Source organism: Aeromonas popoffii (assembly GCF_000820025.1).
GTDB lineage: Bacteria > Pseudomonadota > Gammaproteobacteria > Enterobacterales > Aeromonadaceae > Aeromonas > Aeromonas popoffii.
In genome coordinates this window covers 217470-233352 of sequence record NZ_CDBI01000079.1, presented here as the reverse complement: position 1 = coordinate 233352, position 15883 = coordinate 217470, and the positions used below count along the sequence as shown (strand labels likewise).

The window sequence follows — 15883 nt, the reverse complement described above, 5'->3', positions numbered from 1 at the left end:
CGCTGGCAATATCGCCAAGACGAATCATCCGCCCGCCAGCAACAATGGTCATGGCTTCAATATCACGCTCAGAATCCAGCGCACCACTAACACGCAAAAACACCCGCTCGTGCTCAGACTGAATCACGCCCGCCGGGGTTACCAAGTTTTGCGCCTGCAGTGAGGCTAAAATCGCCGGTAGGTCAAGGCGCAAGCCAGCCAAGCGTTCGGTGGAGAACTCGATAAATATTTGCTCATCTTGAGCGCCCAACACTTCTATCTTGGAAACGTCCGGCACCTGGAGCAGCCGTGAGCGGGCGCTTTCGACGTAATCACGCAACTCGCGGAAGGTAAAACCGTCGGCCGTAAACCCATAAATAATGCCGAAAGTGCTGCCAAAGTCATCATTGAAGAATGGCCCGACCACGCCCGATGGCAGGGTATGACGCATATCACCAATATTTTTACGTACCTGATACCAAACATCTTCAACCTCGGCGGGCGGGGTTGACTGCTTCAGGTCGACAAAAATCGTGGCCTGGCCCGCAGTGGTGTAACTGCGCACACGCTCAAGATGATCCGTCTCTTGTAAGGTGCGCTCGAGGCGCTCAGTAACCTGCAGCAGGGTTTCCTCAACCGTAGCCCCTGGCCACGCAGCTCCGACCACCATGCTCCTGAAGGTAAACGCAGGGTCCTCGCCACGGCCCAAGTTAGTAAACGATAGCGTCCCCGCCACCACGGAGAGAATCATCAAAAACACCACCAACGAGCGCTTCGAAAGCGCCCACTCAGACAGATTCGGACCTATCACGATTTACTCGCCTCTAGCAGACGGACCTTCTGGCCCGGACGCAGCGCCTGTACTCCGGCAGTCACAACCACATCACCAGGGTTAAGCCCTGCACCAACCTGGACCTTGGCCGTATCTTGGCCGCGCACCTCGATAGTGCGTAGCGACACTGTCAGTGCCTGCGCGTCGACCACCCATACTGCAGGTTTGCCACCCGCACGGGTTAACGCCGAGGCGGGAACCTCAATGCTGGAAGCCACGGACAGTTTTAAACGTCCAGTCACAGTGCTACCTAAGCGCATCGCCGGTGGTGGATTAAGCAGACCAATACGCACAGCAAAAGTGCCCGTTACCGGGTCGGCACGGGGCGAAATTTCACGCACCTTGCCTACGGCAGTAACCTGTGGGTCGCTGGTTAAAAAGACCGTGATCTCCGAGTTGCTCTGTGCACTGTCTTTGATCTGTGCCGGCACACCAAATACCGCATCACGTGCACCATCGCGCGCAACCTGAACAACCATCCGCCCTGCCCCGACCACCTCGCCCGCCTCAGGACCACGTGCCGTCACCACACCAGCCACATCAGACAAGAGACGCGTATAGCTCAAGCGGTTCTTCGCCAAGTCAACCTGCGCCTTCACTGCCTTAACCTGTGCATCTGCCGTCCCCAAAAGCGCCTCGGCTTGGTCATAAGTAGCCCGCGAGACGGCATCCTGGGCGACCAGCTCACGCATACGCCCGTAGTTGTTACGCGCCTCAAGCAACTGCGCGCGAGCCGCAGCTAACTGAGCGCGCGCCGCCTGTAGACCACGCTCCTCATCTTGCTGATCGAGCCGAGCAATCAGTTGACCAGCCTTGACGCTGTCGCCAATATCCACTGTGCGCATGATCATTCGACCGTCGATACGAAACGACAAGTTGATTTCAGCCTGCGCCTGCACTGTGCCGGTCAACGAAAACGCGCCATTGCTGTCACGACTTTCGATGGTCATCACGCGAACCGGGCGAATCTCCGCTTGCAGCTCTTCACCCTCCCGCTGGCAGCCCGTGACTAGTGCCAGAGAAGCAAGCGCGAGTACAGCGGTCGCGGCATGTAAATGGCCAACACGCGTGGCAAGGTAATTCACAAACACAGAACGACTCCTTTCAATGGTATTGGCACTTGTTCGAGCGGGCGCAGTCAGCCATCAATCATTAAACCTTGGGTGGCTGTCCACTGGGACCTTGACCACGAATATAACCCGGTAACCGGCCGCTCGGTACTATGACTAAAAGAGCCAGCGCAGCCATTAACAGAAATGTCAGTTTCAGCGCTTTAAGGCGTGCCTCAGCGTTAATTCTCACGGCCTCGTCAACCTGCTCCGAGGTTGCCGTGGTTCGCGACATAACACCGAGCAAGCGATCGTTACTGACGAAGGTGGCCCGATCGAGATCAACCTGTTCAATCAGGGCTGCAGGAATAGTCGGATTCTCAACCAAGGCGCTATTTATATTCATGCTCAGGATACCCACCACCAATGCACCGGCAATGGCGCTGCCAACACCTGCCGATAAATTATTCACCGTGCCACGCAGCGATCCCACGTCACCAGCCAATTCTTTTGGCGATGAGGTGACCAACACGTTAAATAGCAGCGTAACCAACGCACCTTGGCCCAAACCGAACATGACTAGGCCCAGCACAACCAACCAGTTGCTCCAGTCGTTTTTCATCACGAAGGCCAGCAGCGCCATCGCAATCGACACCAACACAAAAGAATAACGGGCGATCTGGCGGGGCGCCAGTCGATCATAAAGACCAACGACAAGAATAGCCGCAGTAAACACTGACAGTTGGTAAGGGATCATCGCCACTGCGGTGTCGAAACTAGAACGCCCCTGGACCATTTGGATATACAACGGCACGAGGAAGGTCAATGCATTACCCAAGATCACAATCGACATCATCGAGTACACCGCCGCCCGTTCCTGTGGCGACTGGATAACTTCAAGGGCTAACAAGGGCGTTTCGTGACGTGCCTGGCGACGCTGCGCCCAAGCCACGAACAACTGAATACCCACCAAACCGACAATCAGCATGAGCAACGCCGGTGATAGCCCCAGCACATTGAACGGTGCAAGTGTATTGGCCAGCATCAGCCCCCAATTGTTCAGGTTGTTGACCCCAAGGCTGATCAGGATGACTGAGGTTGCGGCCAGGATCACCCCGACACCGTCAATTTTCACCTCAGGCACCTTGGCAACGGGCTTGAGTCGCAGAGTAAGAAACAGGGTTATCGCGGAAAACGGGATAACCAGTCCAAACGCATAGCGCCAGCCAAGGTAGGTACCGACCACACCAGCCACAAAGAAGGCGGTTACCGTCGCCATAGCCTGCACGGCCCCCAGAATACCCAGCGCTTTGGCTTGCTGCTTGCCGGAGTAATTGTTGGCAATCAGCACTACCAAGGTTGGCACTATGGCGGCCGCAGCCAAGCCAGCGATGCCTTGCGCGGCAATCATCACGGCTACATTGGGGCTGAAGGTCATCATCACCATCGACCCGCACAAAACAACAGTTGCCAAACGAAATACCGTGAGCGCACCAAACATCTGACTGAGTTTAGCGCCGAGCATAATAAAACCGGCAACCGCCAGAGAGTACGCCACGATAGCAGTCGCCACCGTCGTCGGGGCCGTATTGAACTCCTCGACAATACCGCCAATAGATACCGGCAAGGCGTTGATATTCAACGACATTTGTGCTTGCCCCATCGAGATGATAATCATCGGAAGCCAAGATGCTTGCTGCTCCGTTTGCTCACCCATGCCTGCAGAGAACGCCTTAGTCATAATGTTTCATCCCTGGATAATTACGCCAAGCCAACTGACTGGCGAGATACATCGATACACCCAACCACTCAATGGTCAGGCTTAGAGGCAAACAGGTTCAAACCCATCCGTTCGGAGAGAAACTTCGCCACCCGCTGTCCTTTAATGCTGTTGCCAGCCTCATCGAGCGCAGGCGAAAACGTGCCCAATCCCCCCTTACCCGGCACCACGGTAACAATACCACCGCTAACACCGCTCTTGCCCGGCAAGCCTATTTCATACAGCCAGTCACCCGAAAGCTCATACAGCCCGGCGGTTGCCAGCACAGCCAGTACACGCTTACAGATCGAGGCATCCACCACCCGCTCTTCGGTAATAGGGTTGACCCCGCCATCCGCCAACGTCGCCCCCATGATGGCAAGGTCACGAGCCGAGACGTTTAGCGAACATTGCTTGGTGTAAATATCGGTGGCTTCGAGGGCGTCGAAATACATCCGATCGTAGCCCTCCAGCAATTTGGCTATGCCGCGATTACGTAGATTAGTGGCGGCTTCAGAGTCGTAAACTTCGCGATTGAGGGTGAGTTTTCGGCCGGCAAAACGCGACAGGCCCTCTTCGATAAACTGCCATTTCTCATCGGCGTTAACACCTGGCGCGAGGCTGGTGGCTGCGATAGCCCCGGCGTTGACCATCGGGTTCATGGTTCGGTCTTGGTTGAGCTCGACCGCCATCACCGAATTAAAGGGCAGCCCCGTGGCATTCACGCCGAGCTTAGTGCGCGCCTCGGCTTCGCCAATCGCCTGACAAATCAGAGCGAACACAAAGGGCTTGGAGACGCTCTGAATGGTAAACTCATAGGAAACATCGCCAGCCGTATAAACCGCCCCGCCGACTCCCACAACACAGATACCAAAAAGCTCACGCGGCACTTTAGCCAAGGCCGGAATGTAATCGGCTACCCGTCCCTCATCCAGCGACCGATAACGCTCGTACGCCTCGGCCACCAATGACTCTATCTGTTCGGCAGGTGGCAAATGTCCGGTCGATACGGACTCAAGTAGCACATTTTCATCAAGTGGAATCCGTGTGTGCATGTCGTGCTCCTGTTTCGCTGGACGATTGTACTTACTCGGGACTATTCGCACCGTTAGCACTTGGTGCCGCCGTGCTGCGGCCACCGCCAAGACCCTCTTCGATACGTTTAAGCATGTAAGAAAAGAATGGATTGGAAGACATCCGCGTCAGCGAGTCCATGCTCACGATCAGCGTACCGCGCTCCCCGCGTGCCGCCATCGCGCCTAAATTAACGCCGTAATCGAGGTTATCTCCTGGGGTTAAACCATACAGTGAATCGTCGAGCGGAAATGGCAGCGCTAGATGCGACAAGGAAAAAACTTCACGCGGGTAAACCAAGCCCAAGGCACGCGTTTGCCCCTTTGTTGAACCTGCCGGGGTGGTGCGCTCCATAACCTCTGCTTGGTTAGGGCTAATGTTACTGATAACGGTCGCGGTATAGGCACGCGGCGGCGCAGGTAATAAACGTTTCAGCACGGTATCGTTACTCACGCGCAGTAGCGGGCCAATCTTAGTATTGCGGTTGATGTCAAACAACACCAACTCACTGCCATTGGCAGGCAGATGAGCATAGAGCGCGTTGATGATTGCCCGCGTGCTAACGGTAAAGTCGACCACCGACTGAAAGGTTAGTATTGGGGCCAATTCTCTCAAGCGACCTTCACTCTCATAGCGCGCGATGCGCTGCTGCAACTCGTTAGACATGAGCGCAGTCTGGCGCGCCGCATTAACCGGAAATGAGTTGTATTTAAACGGATTAAACTCCGGGACTATATTCAACCATGCGGCCTTGGCAAACGCGGGAAATACTGCAGGCCAGCCCATCATGCCGGCAAATCGCGCCATACTGGTGATGCCGATCATTGGCGAGATCAGCACAATGCGATCTGGGCGAGACAGCGCCTTATCAGAGAGAGCTTCAAGGGCATAATTCATCGCCAACGCGCCGCCATTGGAGAAACCGATAATATGCAGAGGCGTAGACGCACCACCCAGTCGACGCGCTTCACGCGCAGCCATCCGGGTCGCTGCCGCCCACTGCTGCCACTCAACTTTGGTCAAGCCGCCCGGAACAGTGCCATGCCCCGGCATCCGCGCAGCAACTACCACATAACCATCGGCCTGATAACGCAAGGCAATGTGACGCAGACTGTAGGGCGAGTCGGTCAGACCGTGCAGCAACACCACCGCACCTATGGGCGTGCCCGTCGGCATCATGATGTAAGAGTGGTTCCAGTTATTGGCAAAGTTACCGGGGTAAATTGGGCTATCGACAAAATAACGGTCGCTGGCATTGCGCGACTCGGGATCCAACCGATCACTCACCTCGGTACGTACCTCAGCAAAAATTCGCTCTTCGGCGCTCACGTACTGAGCCCAGTCAGCCATATCAATCTGCTCGACCGTCAATTCATGCGGCACAAAAGTATGCCAAAGCTCCAATGGCGCACCGCGCTGCGAGTCATAAGCACGCACACCCAATATCGTCAGCACGCTGACGCCTAGCACCAACGCTGCCCATTTAAATGTTTTCAGTGTTGCTCTTATCATCGGTTTTATCTCGTGCAATAGCGCAATAATAGACAGTGATGCAATGACAGAAGTCGCGGCAATAGGCAATAATAGATGGCAAAGCCAATTAGACCTAAAGGTTTTAATTGCTATCAGGGTGCTCTAGTGGAACAACTACGATGCCACTAACGGGGGCGCAGGCGTCAGTCATCAGAGCCTTATACTAATACGTGATGCAAGCAGATAAACATGATTATAGCCTGCCCTCACAACACTGCCACTGTTTGAGTCACTGACCTTCCCCATTGAGGACAACAACCATAACATCGGCTACATTGTACGTATGAGCAGTTAACTACTATTCCTTCAGCGCGTTATCAAAACCGATTGCTGGGAAGAAGGCACTGAGCGACGCGGGTAGTGCTGTGTTCCATTGTTCCCAAAACCCCAAGCGCCAATAGCTTGAGATAGTGAGGCCTTATCACCAATTATTAGTATGCTGGAAGCAAAAATCTGCACTACCAAAACCGCCCTCAAGCTGCGGCCCTTTACCTATGCGGTAGCAGCGCCTGCGCGGTGCCTACATGGTCACAATACGCTCTTATATTCATAAAGGATGAGTCGATCACATGCTAAAAACATCGATAAATGCAGCAATTTTACTGGCGTCGGTATTGCCGGCTTTTACTGTGTTCGCCGCCGAGCCGCAGCTTATTTGCTTTGGCAATGAGCCGTCATGGAGCCTGCAGTTTAGTGACAAAAGTCGAGCGCAATTGCTCTTGCCCGAACAGAAAGCGGTCGATTTCCTCGGCCAGAAAACGCATCTGCTTGCGCTCAAAGAGTACGCTTGGCGCGGCAAGCCGGTAACCGGTAAGGGCGGCGAAGCAGTCGCGCTGCTGCGTGAGGCGAGCTGTAGCGACGGTATGTCTAACACCCAACATCCAATGAGCGCAAGGGTATCGCTGCCAGACGGGCAACTGTTGGCAGGTTGTTGTCGCGTGCCAAAGCCAGCTAAGGATACCACGGATACCACCGCCAAGCCGCTCACACTAGAGGGGCCAACATGGCAGTTAGACTCTCCTAGCGGTAGCTTTGCCGGTATCGCAATTGACGCGGCAAAGCCTGTAACGGTACGTTTTGAGGCAGGCCGTTTGAGCGGTTTTTCCGGCTGTAATAGGCTTATGGGTGGCTATAACCTGAGTACTGGCAAGGTGACAATTAGCATGTTAGCCGGTTCGATGATGGCTTGCCCGGAGCCACAAACGACGCTGGAGAACGCCGTGAGAGCGGCACTCAGCGGCACTCTGGCGTATGCCATTAATACTGAGCAACTGAGCCTGAGCACTGCCACTGGTGCGGTATTGACATTTAAAGCGCAGCCCGCGGCAACGCTTGAGGGCGTGTACTGGGACGTAACCGGATTCAACAACGGCCGCCAAGCAGTCGTTAGCGCTCTGCCTGGCACGCGTTTGAGCATGGTCTTTGAGCAAGGCCAGGTACACGGCAGCAGCGGTTGCAATACTTATCAGGCGAGCTTTACCTCGGTCGAAAATCGCCTGAGCATCGGCCCATTGCTGAGCACACGTATGGTTTGCCCCGCCGATGGGGTGATGCAACAAGAGCGCGAGTTTCTCGCGGCGCTGGAGTCGGTAAAACTATGGGAAATACGCGACGGTTTGTTGGATGCACATCGTGCGGATGGCGAGCGTGTGTTTAATGCCGTCGTCAGCGCTCCATAAGAACCCACAATCCATTTGATGGACACAGTACCGATCATGCACAACGCTAAACAGTACCGCGCATCGACAACAGGAGCTTGTCCTATGAGTGTGCGCAACCTTCTACTGATCGGTTTTACCCTCGCCTGTGTGGCGACAGCCTTTTTGTTACCGGCCGTGCCGCAGCCGCTGGCTTACCATAATTTTGCCGACCAACGCAGCTTCTTGGGGATCCCGCATTTCAATAACGTGGTCTCCAATATAGGTTTTTTTCTGGCGGGTACCTTGGGGTTGGCCCTGCTAATCCGCAGCCGCGTGCGGTTTGAATTTATGCGTGAGCGTTGGCCTTATTTGGTGTTTTTCTTTGGTATATTCGCGACTGCTTTAGGTTCAAGTTACTACCATCTAGCCCCCGACAATGACCGACTGTTCTGGGACCGTCTGCCGATGACCATTACCTTTATGGCCTTAGTCGCCAGCCAGATTTCAGATCGCATCAGCGTGCGCACCGGGCTAGTGTTATTAGTACCGATGTTACTGATTGGTGCCTTATCGGTTATTTACTGGCGTGTGACCGAGCGGCAAGGCGTTGGCAACGTGCTGCCGTACGCAATGCTGCAGGCTTATGCAGTACTGGCTTTACTTTTTCTGGCTATTTTGCAACCATCACGTTACTCACGCGGTAGTGATCTTTACTGGATCTTTAGCTGGTATGTGTTAAGCAAGGTGCTCGAAACCTATGACGCCGAAATCCTTAGTCTTAGCCATTTTGTCAGCGGCCATACCTTGAAACATTTTGCCGCCTCGCTGGGCGGTTTTATTGCCTGTTACATGCTGATAAATCGTGTGTTACAACATCCAGCAACGACGGCTGATGAGTCGCTTAAAACACCATCAACACTGCCTTAATCATCAGTACAGGGGGGTCTATGCGTTACGTTTACGCCGCTTTAATCATCGTCATCACGACGACTGTTTTACTGTTTAAAATTCAAAATATAAGTCTTGTCACAGTTTCGCTGCTTAATATGAGCCTGACGCTGCCGGCGTCGCTACTGATCGCCGGCGTTTACGTGCTTGGCATGCTCACCGGCAGCGCACTCTGGTCGCTTCTGCGCAGCTGGCTACAGGCCGCGATGCGCAAGCCCGGGTAACACCATCGCCGGCGAGTTTACGCCGGCTACACCTAAACCAATTAGGCAACGCAAAGGAAACACACCAATATGAGCAATTTCTGGGATTTCTTCTGGTTAATACTCTCAAGTTTTATCTTTATCGCTTACCTTTTGGTACTGTTCCAGATCGTCGGCGATCTGTTTCGCAACACTGAAATGGGCGGCGGATTTAAAGCTCTGTGGATCCTCGGACTGATATTCTTGCCGATGTTTACCGCGCTGATTTACATTGTTAGCAATGGCGCAGGTATGGCCCAGCGTCAACGTGCGGCGATGCAGCGGGCCAAATCAGATACCGAAGACTATATTCGGCAAGTGGCAGGTAAATCACCAGTCGAGCAGATCTGCGAGGCCAAAGCCTTGCTCGATAACGGCGCGATTAATGCTGATGAGTATGCCCAACTCAAAGCCAAAGCACTGGCCTAAGCATATGCAGCGCCGCATCTTGGCGCTCAACCGTTAAACCAGAGAGCCCGCTGTGGATGCGGGCTTTTCAGTTTTTGCTGCAAGCGTTACGCGGCGTAAATGGGATGGTCGCCCCTCCCCAAAACGGCATCTGAGTGCCAAAGTGACGAATGTAATGTAATTCACCCCTGGTTCCCTAGTGGTTACACTGGCGGGCTCTCACAGCTCAAGGCCTGGTTATCTCCTCAGCGCCATGACGCCCCTGGCGCTGTTGTCCGTTTTGAAACGGCACCCAGTAAACAGATGCAGGTCGATTTCACCATTATCCGCGAGCGGGATGCCTATGGTGAAGGTGACCATCGTTGGCACCCGACCCTGCTCGCCCTGGCCGAAGAGTTCGGTTTGCGCCCCCGCGTCTGCCGTCCCTACCGGGCCCAGACCAAAGGCAAGGTCGAGCGTTTCAGCGCAGCTTTGTCACACCACTGGCTGCCACCCTCAAACAGGCAGAACTGGCACTGGATGTGTCAACCGCCAATGCCCATATTGGCCCCTAGTTGCAAGACATCGCCAACCAGCGTCGCCATGGCACTACCAGTGAAGTCCCGGCTATCCGATTACAGCAAGAGCTGCCTCATTTTTTACCCCTACCACAGGCGCTGCCCGTTAGTCCCGGCACCACTGCCACGGAGCGCACCATGTCGCTAGAGAGCTTGCAGCATCCGCTATCGGTATACCAAGACCTGCTGGAGGTGAACGTATGAACTTGTAGCATGAGCGCCTGATGGCCCTGAGTCAGACACTGCGCTTGGAAGGGATTGCTGCCCAGTGGCCAGCACTGGCTTAGAAGACAGCCAACGAGGAGGCGAGCTTCGCCGATTATCTGGAGTGGTTGCTGCACCCAGAACAGACCTTGAGGACCGAGCGTACCCAACTGTAGTGGTCTAATCATCCCGGACACCATTTTAGGTGGTACAGTCGCCACCAAGATCAGAGGTGTTCAATGACAAGATTACGTCGCTCATTTACTGCCCAATTCAAACTCGAAGCCGCATCCCTGGTGCTCGACCAGGGATATTCTGTCCCCGAAGCAAGCCGTTCACTGGATGTCGGTGAAACCGTACTTCGCCGCTGGGTTCAGCAACTGCAATCCGAAGAACCGGCACCACTCCTATCAGCAAAGCGCTGACTCCGGAGCAGCAGAAAATTCAGGAGCTGGAAGCCCGTATCAACCGGCTCGAGCGCGAAAAGGACATTCTAAAAAAGGCTACGGCTCTCTTGATGGCGGACGAGTTCACACGTACGCGCTGATAGACCGATTAAGGGAGCAAGCCCCTATCACCCTGGTCTGCTGCGCTTTCGATGTTCCCACTTCCTGTTTTTACGATTATCTGGCTCGCAGGCGAGCGATTAACCCTGAGCGCATGCAACAGCGCAGCGAGTTGCGCCGTTTGTTTAAAGAGAGCCGGGGTTCGGCAGGCAGTCGCGCCTTGATGTCGATGATGCGGGAGTTGGGGTATCAGATTGGCCAGTTCAAAGTACGTAACCTGATGAAGGAAGCCGGGCTGACATCCAAGCAGCCCGGCGCACACAGCTATAAGGTTGCACGGTCTGAACGACCGGATATTCCCAATCTGCTGGCCCGCGAATTTGATGTTCCGCAACCCAATCAGGTGTGGTGTGGCGATATCACCTGCGTCTGGGTCGGTGGTTGTTGGCATTACCTGGCCGCAGTGCTCGACCTCCATACCCGGCGGGTCGTTGGCTGGGCGATGTCTGACAAACCTGATTCAGAATTGGCAATCAAAGCGCTGGAGATGGCTTATCAGCAACGGGGTTGCACCTCTGGTGTGCTGTTTCACTCTGACCAGGGCAGCCAATATGGCTGCCGGGCATTTCGGCAACGACTGTGGCGCTATCGCATGACCCAGAGCATGAGTCGTCGTGGTAACTGCTGGGATAACGCCCCGAAGAAGCCTGAAGTCAGAGTGGCTCCCGGTAACGGGATACATGAGCGTGCGGGAAGCAAAGCGGGATATCAGTTATTACCTGATGGATTACTACAACTGGCGGCGTCCACATCGCCACAATGACGGGATACCGCCAGCACAAGCCGAGGTTCGGCCTAACCAAGTGTCCGGATTTAGTTGACCACTACACCGGGGAATATCCCGGAACGCGTTGCGGAGCTGGAGAAACAGGCAGGGCAGTTTGTATTGCCGGAGCGAAGTTATCCCCGCAGCGTGAAGCCAAGGCCACAGAAGTATGGAGTTAAAAAAACCAATAAAAAAACAATGCCAGTCAGGCTTAACTGACTGGCATTGCCCTCCGACCAGGTCTTTCTGATCTTGGTCAGCAACGCCCGCTCATGGATGTTGCACTGGCCTTTGAACAAGGATTCCTGGTGGGTTTTCCACAATAGCGGTGTGTTGCGGCCATGGTTGGTTTGCAGGCTGATAACCAGGGGGCTGTGGTCATCGGCCTCAAACTCGGTCCAGTCTATGGATACGACAATCTCGGTGCGTTCGGACACCACATAGGGAACCCAGTCATCGAAAAGGCGCCAGACATTGAGCTGGATGTTGGTCAGCAAGCGGTCGACTTGCTTGACCGCGTACTTGTGTTCAAGACCACTGGCCAAAGAGAGGCCATTGCCAATGGGATGACCAGCGAGCCAGACTCGATAACCCCGTGGGTTTCATGGGCGAGCGACAACACACGTTTGGCATGCATGTCCTGCCAGAAAATGTCATCAATGTGGTTGAGAATGATGTCGTGATTAAGCATTGGGCTACTCTGTTCGGTATTGGCGGGTCAAAAACGCAGAGCATACCTCAGAGGCCGCACCGCGCCTCACTCGTATGAGGGGATGGCTAAGGTAATGCGGCTCTGCATTCAGGTGAATAGTACGGCCTGTCTCCTTCCGCCCCCGATACGTTTTTTTTAGGAATAACCGAAGAGGCGACAACTATCCTGACACCGGAGTATCCATACCTTTTCTGAGCACCCAGAATTTACTTATGGCAATCCTGATGATTCTCACTGGGGCTTTCTAACAGAAGGTCTATGCTTATACCTCTACTTCGAAGAGTAAAAACGCGGATATCTAAAGTACCTAGGCTACGGCGAAAACCGCTTCAACTATCACAAAGGCAACGACTGGCGGCTAGCTTGGCGTTTACGAAGGGGCATCAAGGGCAATAATTTCAGCACTGACTTGCAAGCTACTTGGCTAATCGGCAGTTTCCAAGTGTGCCGGGCTGCTTTGTGGAGCAATGGAGCAGTATTTTACAGGTTATGGCGAGACAATCCTCGGCTACAGCGTAAACGATTAATCGCGGCCGTTTCTGTTATGGCATCTCGCGGTAATGCTTGAGCCATGCATCGGAGAGGGCTTAAACCAGTACAATCACGTCAATGTAATCTGCCTTGGTGCACATTCAGTATTTTTGGCAGTTTTACTATTTTAGACGGGTAAAATATTGTGACAATCAGCTTGACAAAGCAACAGGGTTGACCTTGTTCTTTAACAAGAAGTTGAGTGTTTAAGCAAGGGGTTAGCGCAGTCGGGTGTCTCACCCGGTATAAGTTTCAAGGAGGACAATAGAATATGGCTGTTACAGAACAAAAAATGTCGCGGATGGCTCTAACCGCGATGGTAGTTGGCGGCATGGTCGGTGCCGGGATTTTCTCGCTACCAAGAACCTTTGCCGGAGCAACCGGGCCGCTGGGTGCACTGATTGCGTGGATTATTGCCGGTACCGGCATGTATATGCTGGCGCGAGTTTTTCAATTCTTGGCTGAGCGCAAACCGAATATCGATGCCGGCGTATTCGCTTATGCCAAAGAAGGTTTTGGTGACTATCCGGGCTTTCTCTCGGCTTTCGGATATTGGATCGGCAGTTGCATAGGTAACGTGTCTTACTGGGTGCTGATCAAGTCCACCTTGGGTGCGTTCTTTCCGGTATTCGGCGATGGCAATACGGTGATCGCCATCGGTGTTGCTTCAATCGGCATTTGGTTATTCCATTTCTTGATTCTGCGCGGCGTACAGCAGGCCGCCTTTATCAACAGCATTGTCACGGTCGCCAAGGTCATTCCGATCATGGTGTTTATCGTCTTGCTGTTTTTTGCATTCAAGATCGATCTGTTCAGCATGAATCTGTATGGCGGCGACTTGACTGTAGGCCTGTTCGAACAGGTCAAGGCCACCATGCTGGTCACTGTGTTTGTGTTTATCGGCATTGAAGGCGCCAGCGTGTATTCACGCTACGCCAAAGAGCGCGCCGACGTCGGCAAGGCAACCATCCTTGGCTTTATCGTGGTTACCGGCTTGATGGTGCTGGTTACCTTGCTGCCCTACGCAGTGATGGAGCGCGCCGAAATTGCCGGCCTGCGTCAGCCATCGATGGCTGGCGTGCTGGAGTCGGTAGTCGGCCCGTGGGGGGCGATGTTTGTCAGTGCAGGCTTGCTCGTCTCAGTGCTGGGCGCTTATTTGGCCTGGGCGCTGATCTGTGCGGAGGTAATGTTCGCAGCGGGCAAGTCAAAGGACATGCCAGCGATGTTTGCCAAGGTCAACAAAAACAACGTGCCGGTCACGGCGCTTTGGGTGACCAGCATCATCGTCCAGATCATTGTGATCACCACCTATTGGTCGCGTGATGCGTTCTCGCTGATGCTTAACCTGACTAGCGCCACCACCTTGATCCCCTACCTGTTTGTGGCTGCCTACGGCTTGATGATTGCCAAGCGCAGTGAAACCTATGAGGTGCGTCCACAGGAACGAAATCGCGACCTGCTGATCGCCAGTTTTGCTGTGTTGTATACGCTGTTCATGATTTACTCCGGCGGCTTGAAGTTCATCCTGTTGTCGGCGGTGTTGTTTGCGCCTGGCACTGTTTTGTATTTCATCGCCCGCCGTGAGCAGGGCAAGGTGGTGTTCGATAAGGCCTCGGATTGGATCATCTTCGCTGTGATTGCCGCCGCGGCTATTTACGGCGTTTACGGCTTAGCGACTGGCGCTATCTCTATTTAACCAAGGGAGTTGATCATGACAAATGCAAGTGAAGTCAAATTTGGCGTGCATTCGGAAGTCGGCCAGCTGCGCAAAGTGATGGTCTGCGCGCCGGGCCGTGCGCATGCCCGGCTTACCCCGAGCAACTGCGACGAGCTGCTGTTCGATGACGTTATGTGGGTCGAGAACGCTAAACGTGATCACTTCGATTTCACCAACAAGCTGCGCGATCGCGGCGTTGATGTGGTCGAAATGCACAGCTTATTGGCTGAAACTGTCGCTATTGCTGAGGCCAAGAAGTGGATTCTTGATCATCAGGTTGTGCCTAATCAGGTTGGCCTTGGGCTGGTAGATGAGATTCGTAGCTACCTCGAAGGCCTGTCGCCACGAGATCTGGCCGAGACGCTGATCGGCGGCTTGTCCACTGACGAGTTTCCCGAAACCTTCGGCGGCGAAACCCTCAAGCTGGTGCGTGAAGCCGCAGGTGTGACCGAATACCTGCTGCCGCCTTTGCCGAATACCTTGTACACCCGAGACACCACCTGCTGGATTTACGGCGGCGTTACGCTTAACCCGCTGTACTGGTCGGCGCGTCACGAAGAGACCATCCTCACCACCGCTATTTATAAGTTCCATCCCGATTTTGCCGGCAAGGTCAAAGTCTGGTGGGGCGATCCTACCGAAGACCATGGCATGGCCACCTTAGAGGGCGGCGATGTAATGCCGATCGGCAAGGGTAACGTGCTGATCGGCATGAGCGAACGAACCTCGCGTCAGGCCATTAGCCAGTTGGCCGCGACCTTGTTCAAGCAAGGTGCAGCGGAGCGGGTAATCGTTGCAGCGATGCCTAAACTGCGCGCGGCTATGCACTTGGACACCGTGTTCACCTTTGCTGACCGCGACTGCGTGCTGCTTTACCCAGACATCATGGATCACGTCAGCACCTTCTCGTACCGCCCAAGCGACAAGCCAAGCGGTATCGAACTGGTCAAGGAAAAGGGCCGCTTTACCGATGTGGTTGCGCAATCCTTGGGTCTGAAGAAGCTGCGGGTGGTGGAAACCGGTGGTAACGCTTACATGCGTGAGCGCACGCAGTGGGACAGCGGCGCCAACTTGGTGTGCGCATCGCCGGGGGTGGTATTTGCCTATGATCGTAACGTGCACACCAACACCCTGTTGCGCAAAGAGGGGATCGAAGTGGTCACCATCGTTGGTTCCGAACTCGGCCGTGGCCGTGGCGGCGGCCATTGCATGACCTGCCCGATCAGCCGTGATGAGGTAGATTTCTAAGCGACGTCTGCAACAGCAATCGCCGCCACTTTTGGCGGCGGTTTTACTGGTGCTGGTGACAACGCGTTAAGCGGCAGACAATGGCGCTCAGTTCAAGCGCTGCATGTCTAGCCGTCAT

At 54.3% G+C, this 15883-nt stretch carries 11 protein-coding genes and 5 pseudogenes; 10 read left to right on the top strand and 6 right to left on the bottom strand.

All coding sequences use genetic code 11. From position 1 onward, the window contains the following. The 5 genes from BN1129_RS17785 to BN1129_RS17765 all read right to left on the bottom strand — a co-directional run. The coding region (locus BN1129_RS17785) for an efflux RND transporter permease subunit (RefSeq protein WP_042038336.1) at positions 1 to 790 on the bottom strand (790 nt) is incomplete at its 3' end. Next, complete coding sequence (locus BN1129_RS17780) at positions 787 to 1902, bottom strand: efflux RND transporter periplasmic adaptor subunit (protein WP_042038335.1); 1116 nt, start codon at positions 1900 to 1902, stop codon at positions 787 to 789. The genes BN1129_RS17780 and BN1129_RS17785, both read right to left, overlap by 4 nt. Before the next feature lie 61 nt (positions 1903 to 1963). Then, positions 1964 to 3601: an MFS transporter gene (locus BN1129_RS17775; RefSeq protein ID WP_209418529.1), complete on the bottom strand. Its 1638-nt coding sequence runs from the start codon at positions 3599 to 3601 to the stop codon at positions 1964 to 1966. A gap of 68 nt (positions 3602 to 3669) precedes the next feature. Further along, positions 3670 to 4674: a glutaminase A gene (gene glsA, locus BN1129_RS17770; protein ID WP_042038334.1), complete on the bottom strand. Its 1005-nt coding sequence runs from the start codon at positions 4672 to 4674 to the stop codon at positions 3670 to 3672. A gap of 31 nt (positions 4675 to 4705) precedes the next feature. Continuing rightward, positions 4706 to 6205 (bottom strand): alpha/beta hydrolase, encoded by a 1500-nt coding sequence (locus tag BN1129_RS17765; RefSeq protein WP_042038332.1) that lies wholly within the window; start codon positions 6203 to 6205, stop codon positions 4706 to 4708. 590 nt (positions 6206 to 6795) lie between these two features. Here BN1129_RS17765 and BN1129_RS17760 point away from each other — a divergent pair. The 8 genes and pseudogenes from BN1129_RS17760 to BN1129_RS23585 form a co-directional block, all read left to right on the top strand. After that, entirely contained in the window at positions 6796 to 7905 is a 1110-nt protein-coding gene (locus BN1129_RS17760) for an META domain-containing protein (protein WP_042038330.1), read from the top strand. Positions 7906 to 7989: 84 nt separating this feature from the next. After that, positions 7990 to 8793 carry a ceramidase domain-containing protein gene (locus BN1129_RS17755; protein WP_042038329.1) on the top strand — a complete coding sequence of 268 codons (804 nt, stop codon included), beginning with the start codon at positions 7990 to 7992 and terminating at the stop codon, positions 8791 to 8793. A 20-nt stretch (positions 8794 to 8813) separates the two neighbouring features. After that, complete coding sequence (locus tag BN1129_RS17750) at positions 8814 to 9038, top strand: LapA family protein (protein ID WP_042038327.1); 225 nt, start codon at positions 8814 to 8816, stop codon at positions 9036 to 9038. 69 nt (positions 9039 to 9107) lie between these two features. After that, on the top strand, positions 9108 to 9485 hold the full coding sequence (locus tag BN1129_RS17745) for an SHOCT domain-containing protein (protein ID WP_042038326.1): 378 nt from the start codon (positions 9108 to 9110) through the stop codon (positions 9483 to 9485). A 180-nt stretch (positions 9486 to 9665) separates the two neighbouring features. Continuing rightward, positions 9666 to 10225, top strand: a pseudogene (locus tag BN1129_RS22775) (IS21 family transposase); the annotation flags it as partial. A 20-nt stretch (positions 10226 to 10245) separates the two neighbouring features. After that, positions 10246 to 10395, top strand: a pseudogene (locus BN1129_RS24610) (ATP-binding protein); the annotation flags it as partial. Positions 10396 to 10464: 69 nt separating this feature from the next. Next, positions 10465 to 11612 (top strand): annotated as a pseudogene (locus BN1129_RS22770) (IS3 family transposase). Between the two features lie 5 nt (positions 11613 to 11617). Then, positions 11618 to 11772: pseudogene (locus tag BN1129_RS23585) on the top strand (IS4 family transposase); the annotation flags it as partial. A gap of 12 nt (positions 11773 to 11784) precedes the next feature. Here the strand turns inward: BN1129_RS23585 and BN1129_RS23580 are convergent. Continuing rightward, positions 11785 to 12248, bottom strand: a pseudogene (locus BN1129_RS23580) (IS4-like element ISAs18 family transposase); the annotation flags it as partial. An 823-nt stretch (positions 12249 to 13071) separates the two neighbouring features. On the opposite strand from BN1129_RS23580, the gene BN1129_RS17725 reads away from it, so the two are divergent. Both BN1129_RS17725 and arcA read left to right on the top strand, forming a co-directional pair. Further along, entirely contained in the window at positions 13072 to 14496 is a 1425-nt protein-coding gene (locus BN1129_RS17725; RefSeq protein WP_042038317.1) for a basic amino acid/polyamine antiporter, read from the top strand. A gap of 15 nt (positions 14497 to 14511) precedes the next feature. After that, the gene (gene arcA / locus BN1129_RS17720; protein ID WP_042038315.1) at positions 14512 to 15765 is read left to right on the top strand and encodes an arginine deiminase; all 1254 of its coding nucleotides are present in this window, start codon (positions 14512 to 14514) and stop codon (positions 15763 to 15765) included. The last annotated feature ends 118 nt before the right edge of the window (positions 15766 to 15883 follow it).

Excerpts from the sequence above, each read along its gene's own strand:
- BN1129_RS17775 (WP_209418529.1), bottom strand. The coding sequence starts at position 3,601 with ATGACTAAGGCGTTCTCTGCAGGCATGGGTGAGCAAACGGAGCAGCAA.
- glsA (WP_042038334.1), bottom strand. The coding sequence starts at position 4,674 with ATGCACACACGGATTCCACTTGATGAAAATGTGCTACTTGAGTCCGTA.
- BN1129_RS17765 (WP_042038332.1), bottom strand. The coding sequence starts at position 6,205 with ATGATAAGAGCAACACTGAAAACATTTAAATGGGCAGCGTTGGTGCTA.
- BN1129_RS17760 (WP_042038330.1), top strand. The coding sequence starts at position 6,796 with ATGCTAAAAACATCGATAAATGCAGCAATTTTACTGGCGTCGGTATTG.
- BN1129_RS17755 (WP_042038329.1), top strand. The coding sequence starts at position 7,990 with ATGAGTGTGCGCAACCTTCTACTGATCGGTTTTACCCTCGCCTGTGTG.
- BN1129_RS17750 (WP_042038327.1), top strand. The coding sequence starts at position 8,814 with ATGCGTTACGTTTACGCCGCTTTAATCATCGTCATCACGACGACTGTT.
- BN1129_RS17745 (WP_042038326.1), top strand. The coding sequence starts at position 9,108 with ATGAGCAATTTCTGGGATTTCTTCTGGTTAATACTCTCAAGTTTTATC.
- BN1129_RS17725 (WP_042038317.1), top strand. The coding sequence starts at position 13,072 with ATGGCTGTTACAGAACAAAAAATGTCGCGGATGGCTCTAACCGCGATG.
- arcA (WP_042038315.1), top strand. The coding sequence starts at position 14,512 with ATGACAAATGCAAGTGAAGTCAAATTTGGCGTGCATTCGGAAGTCGGC.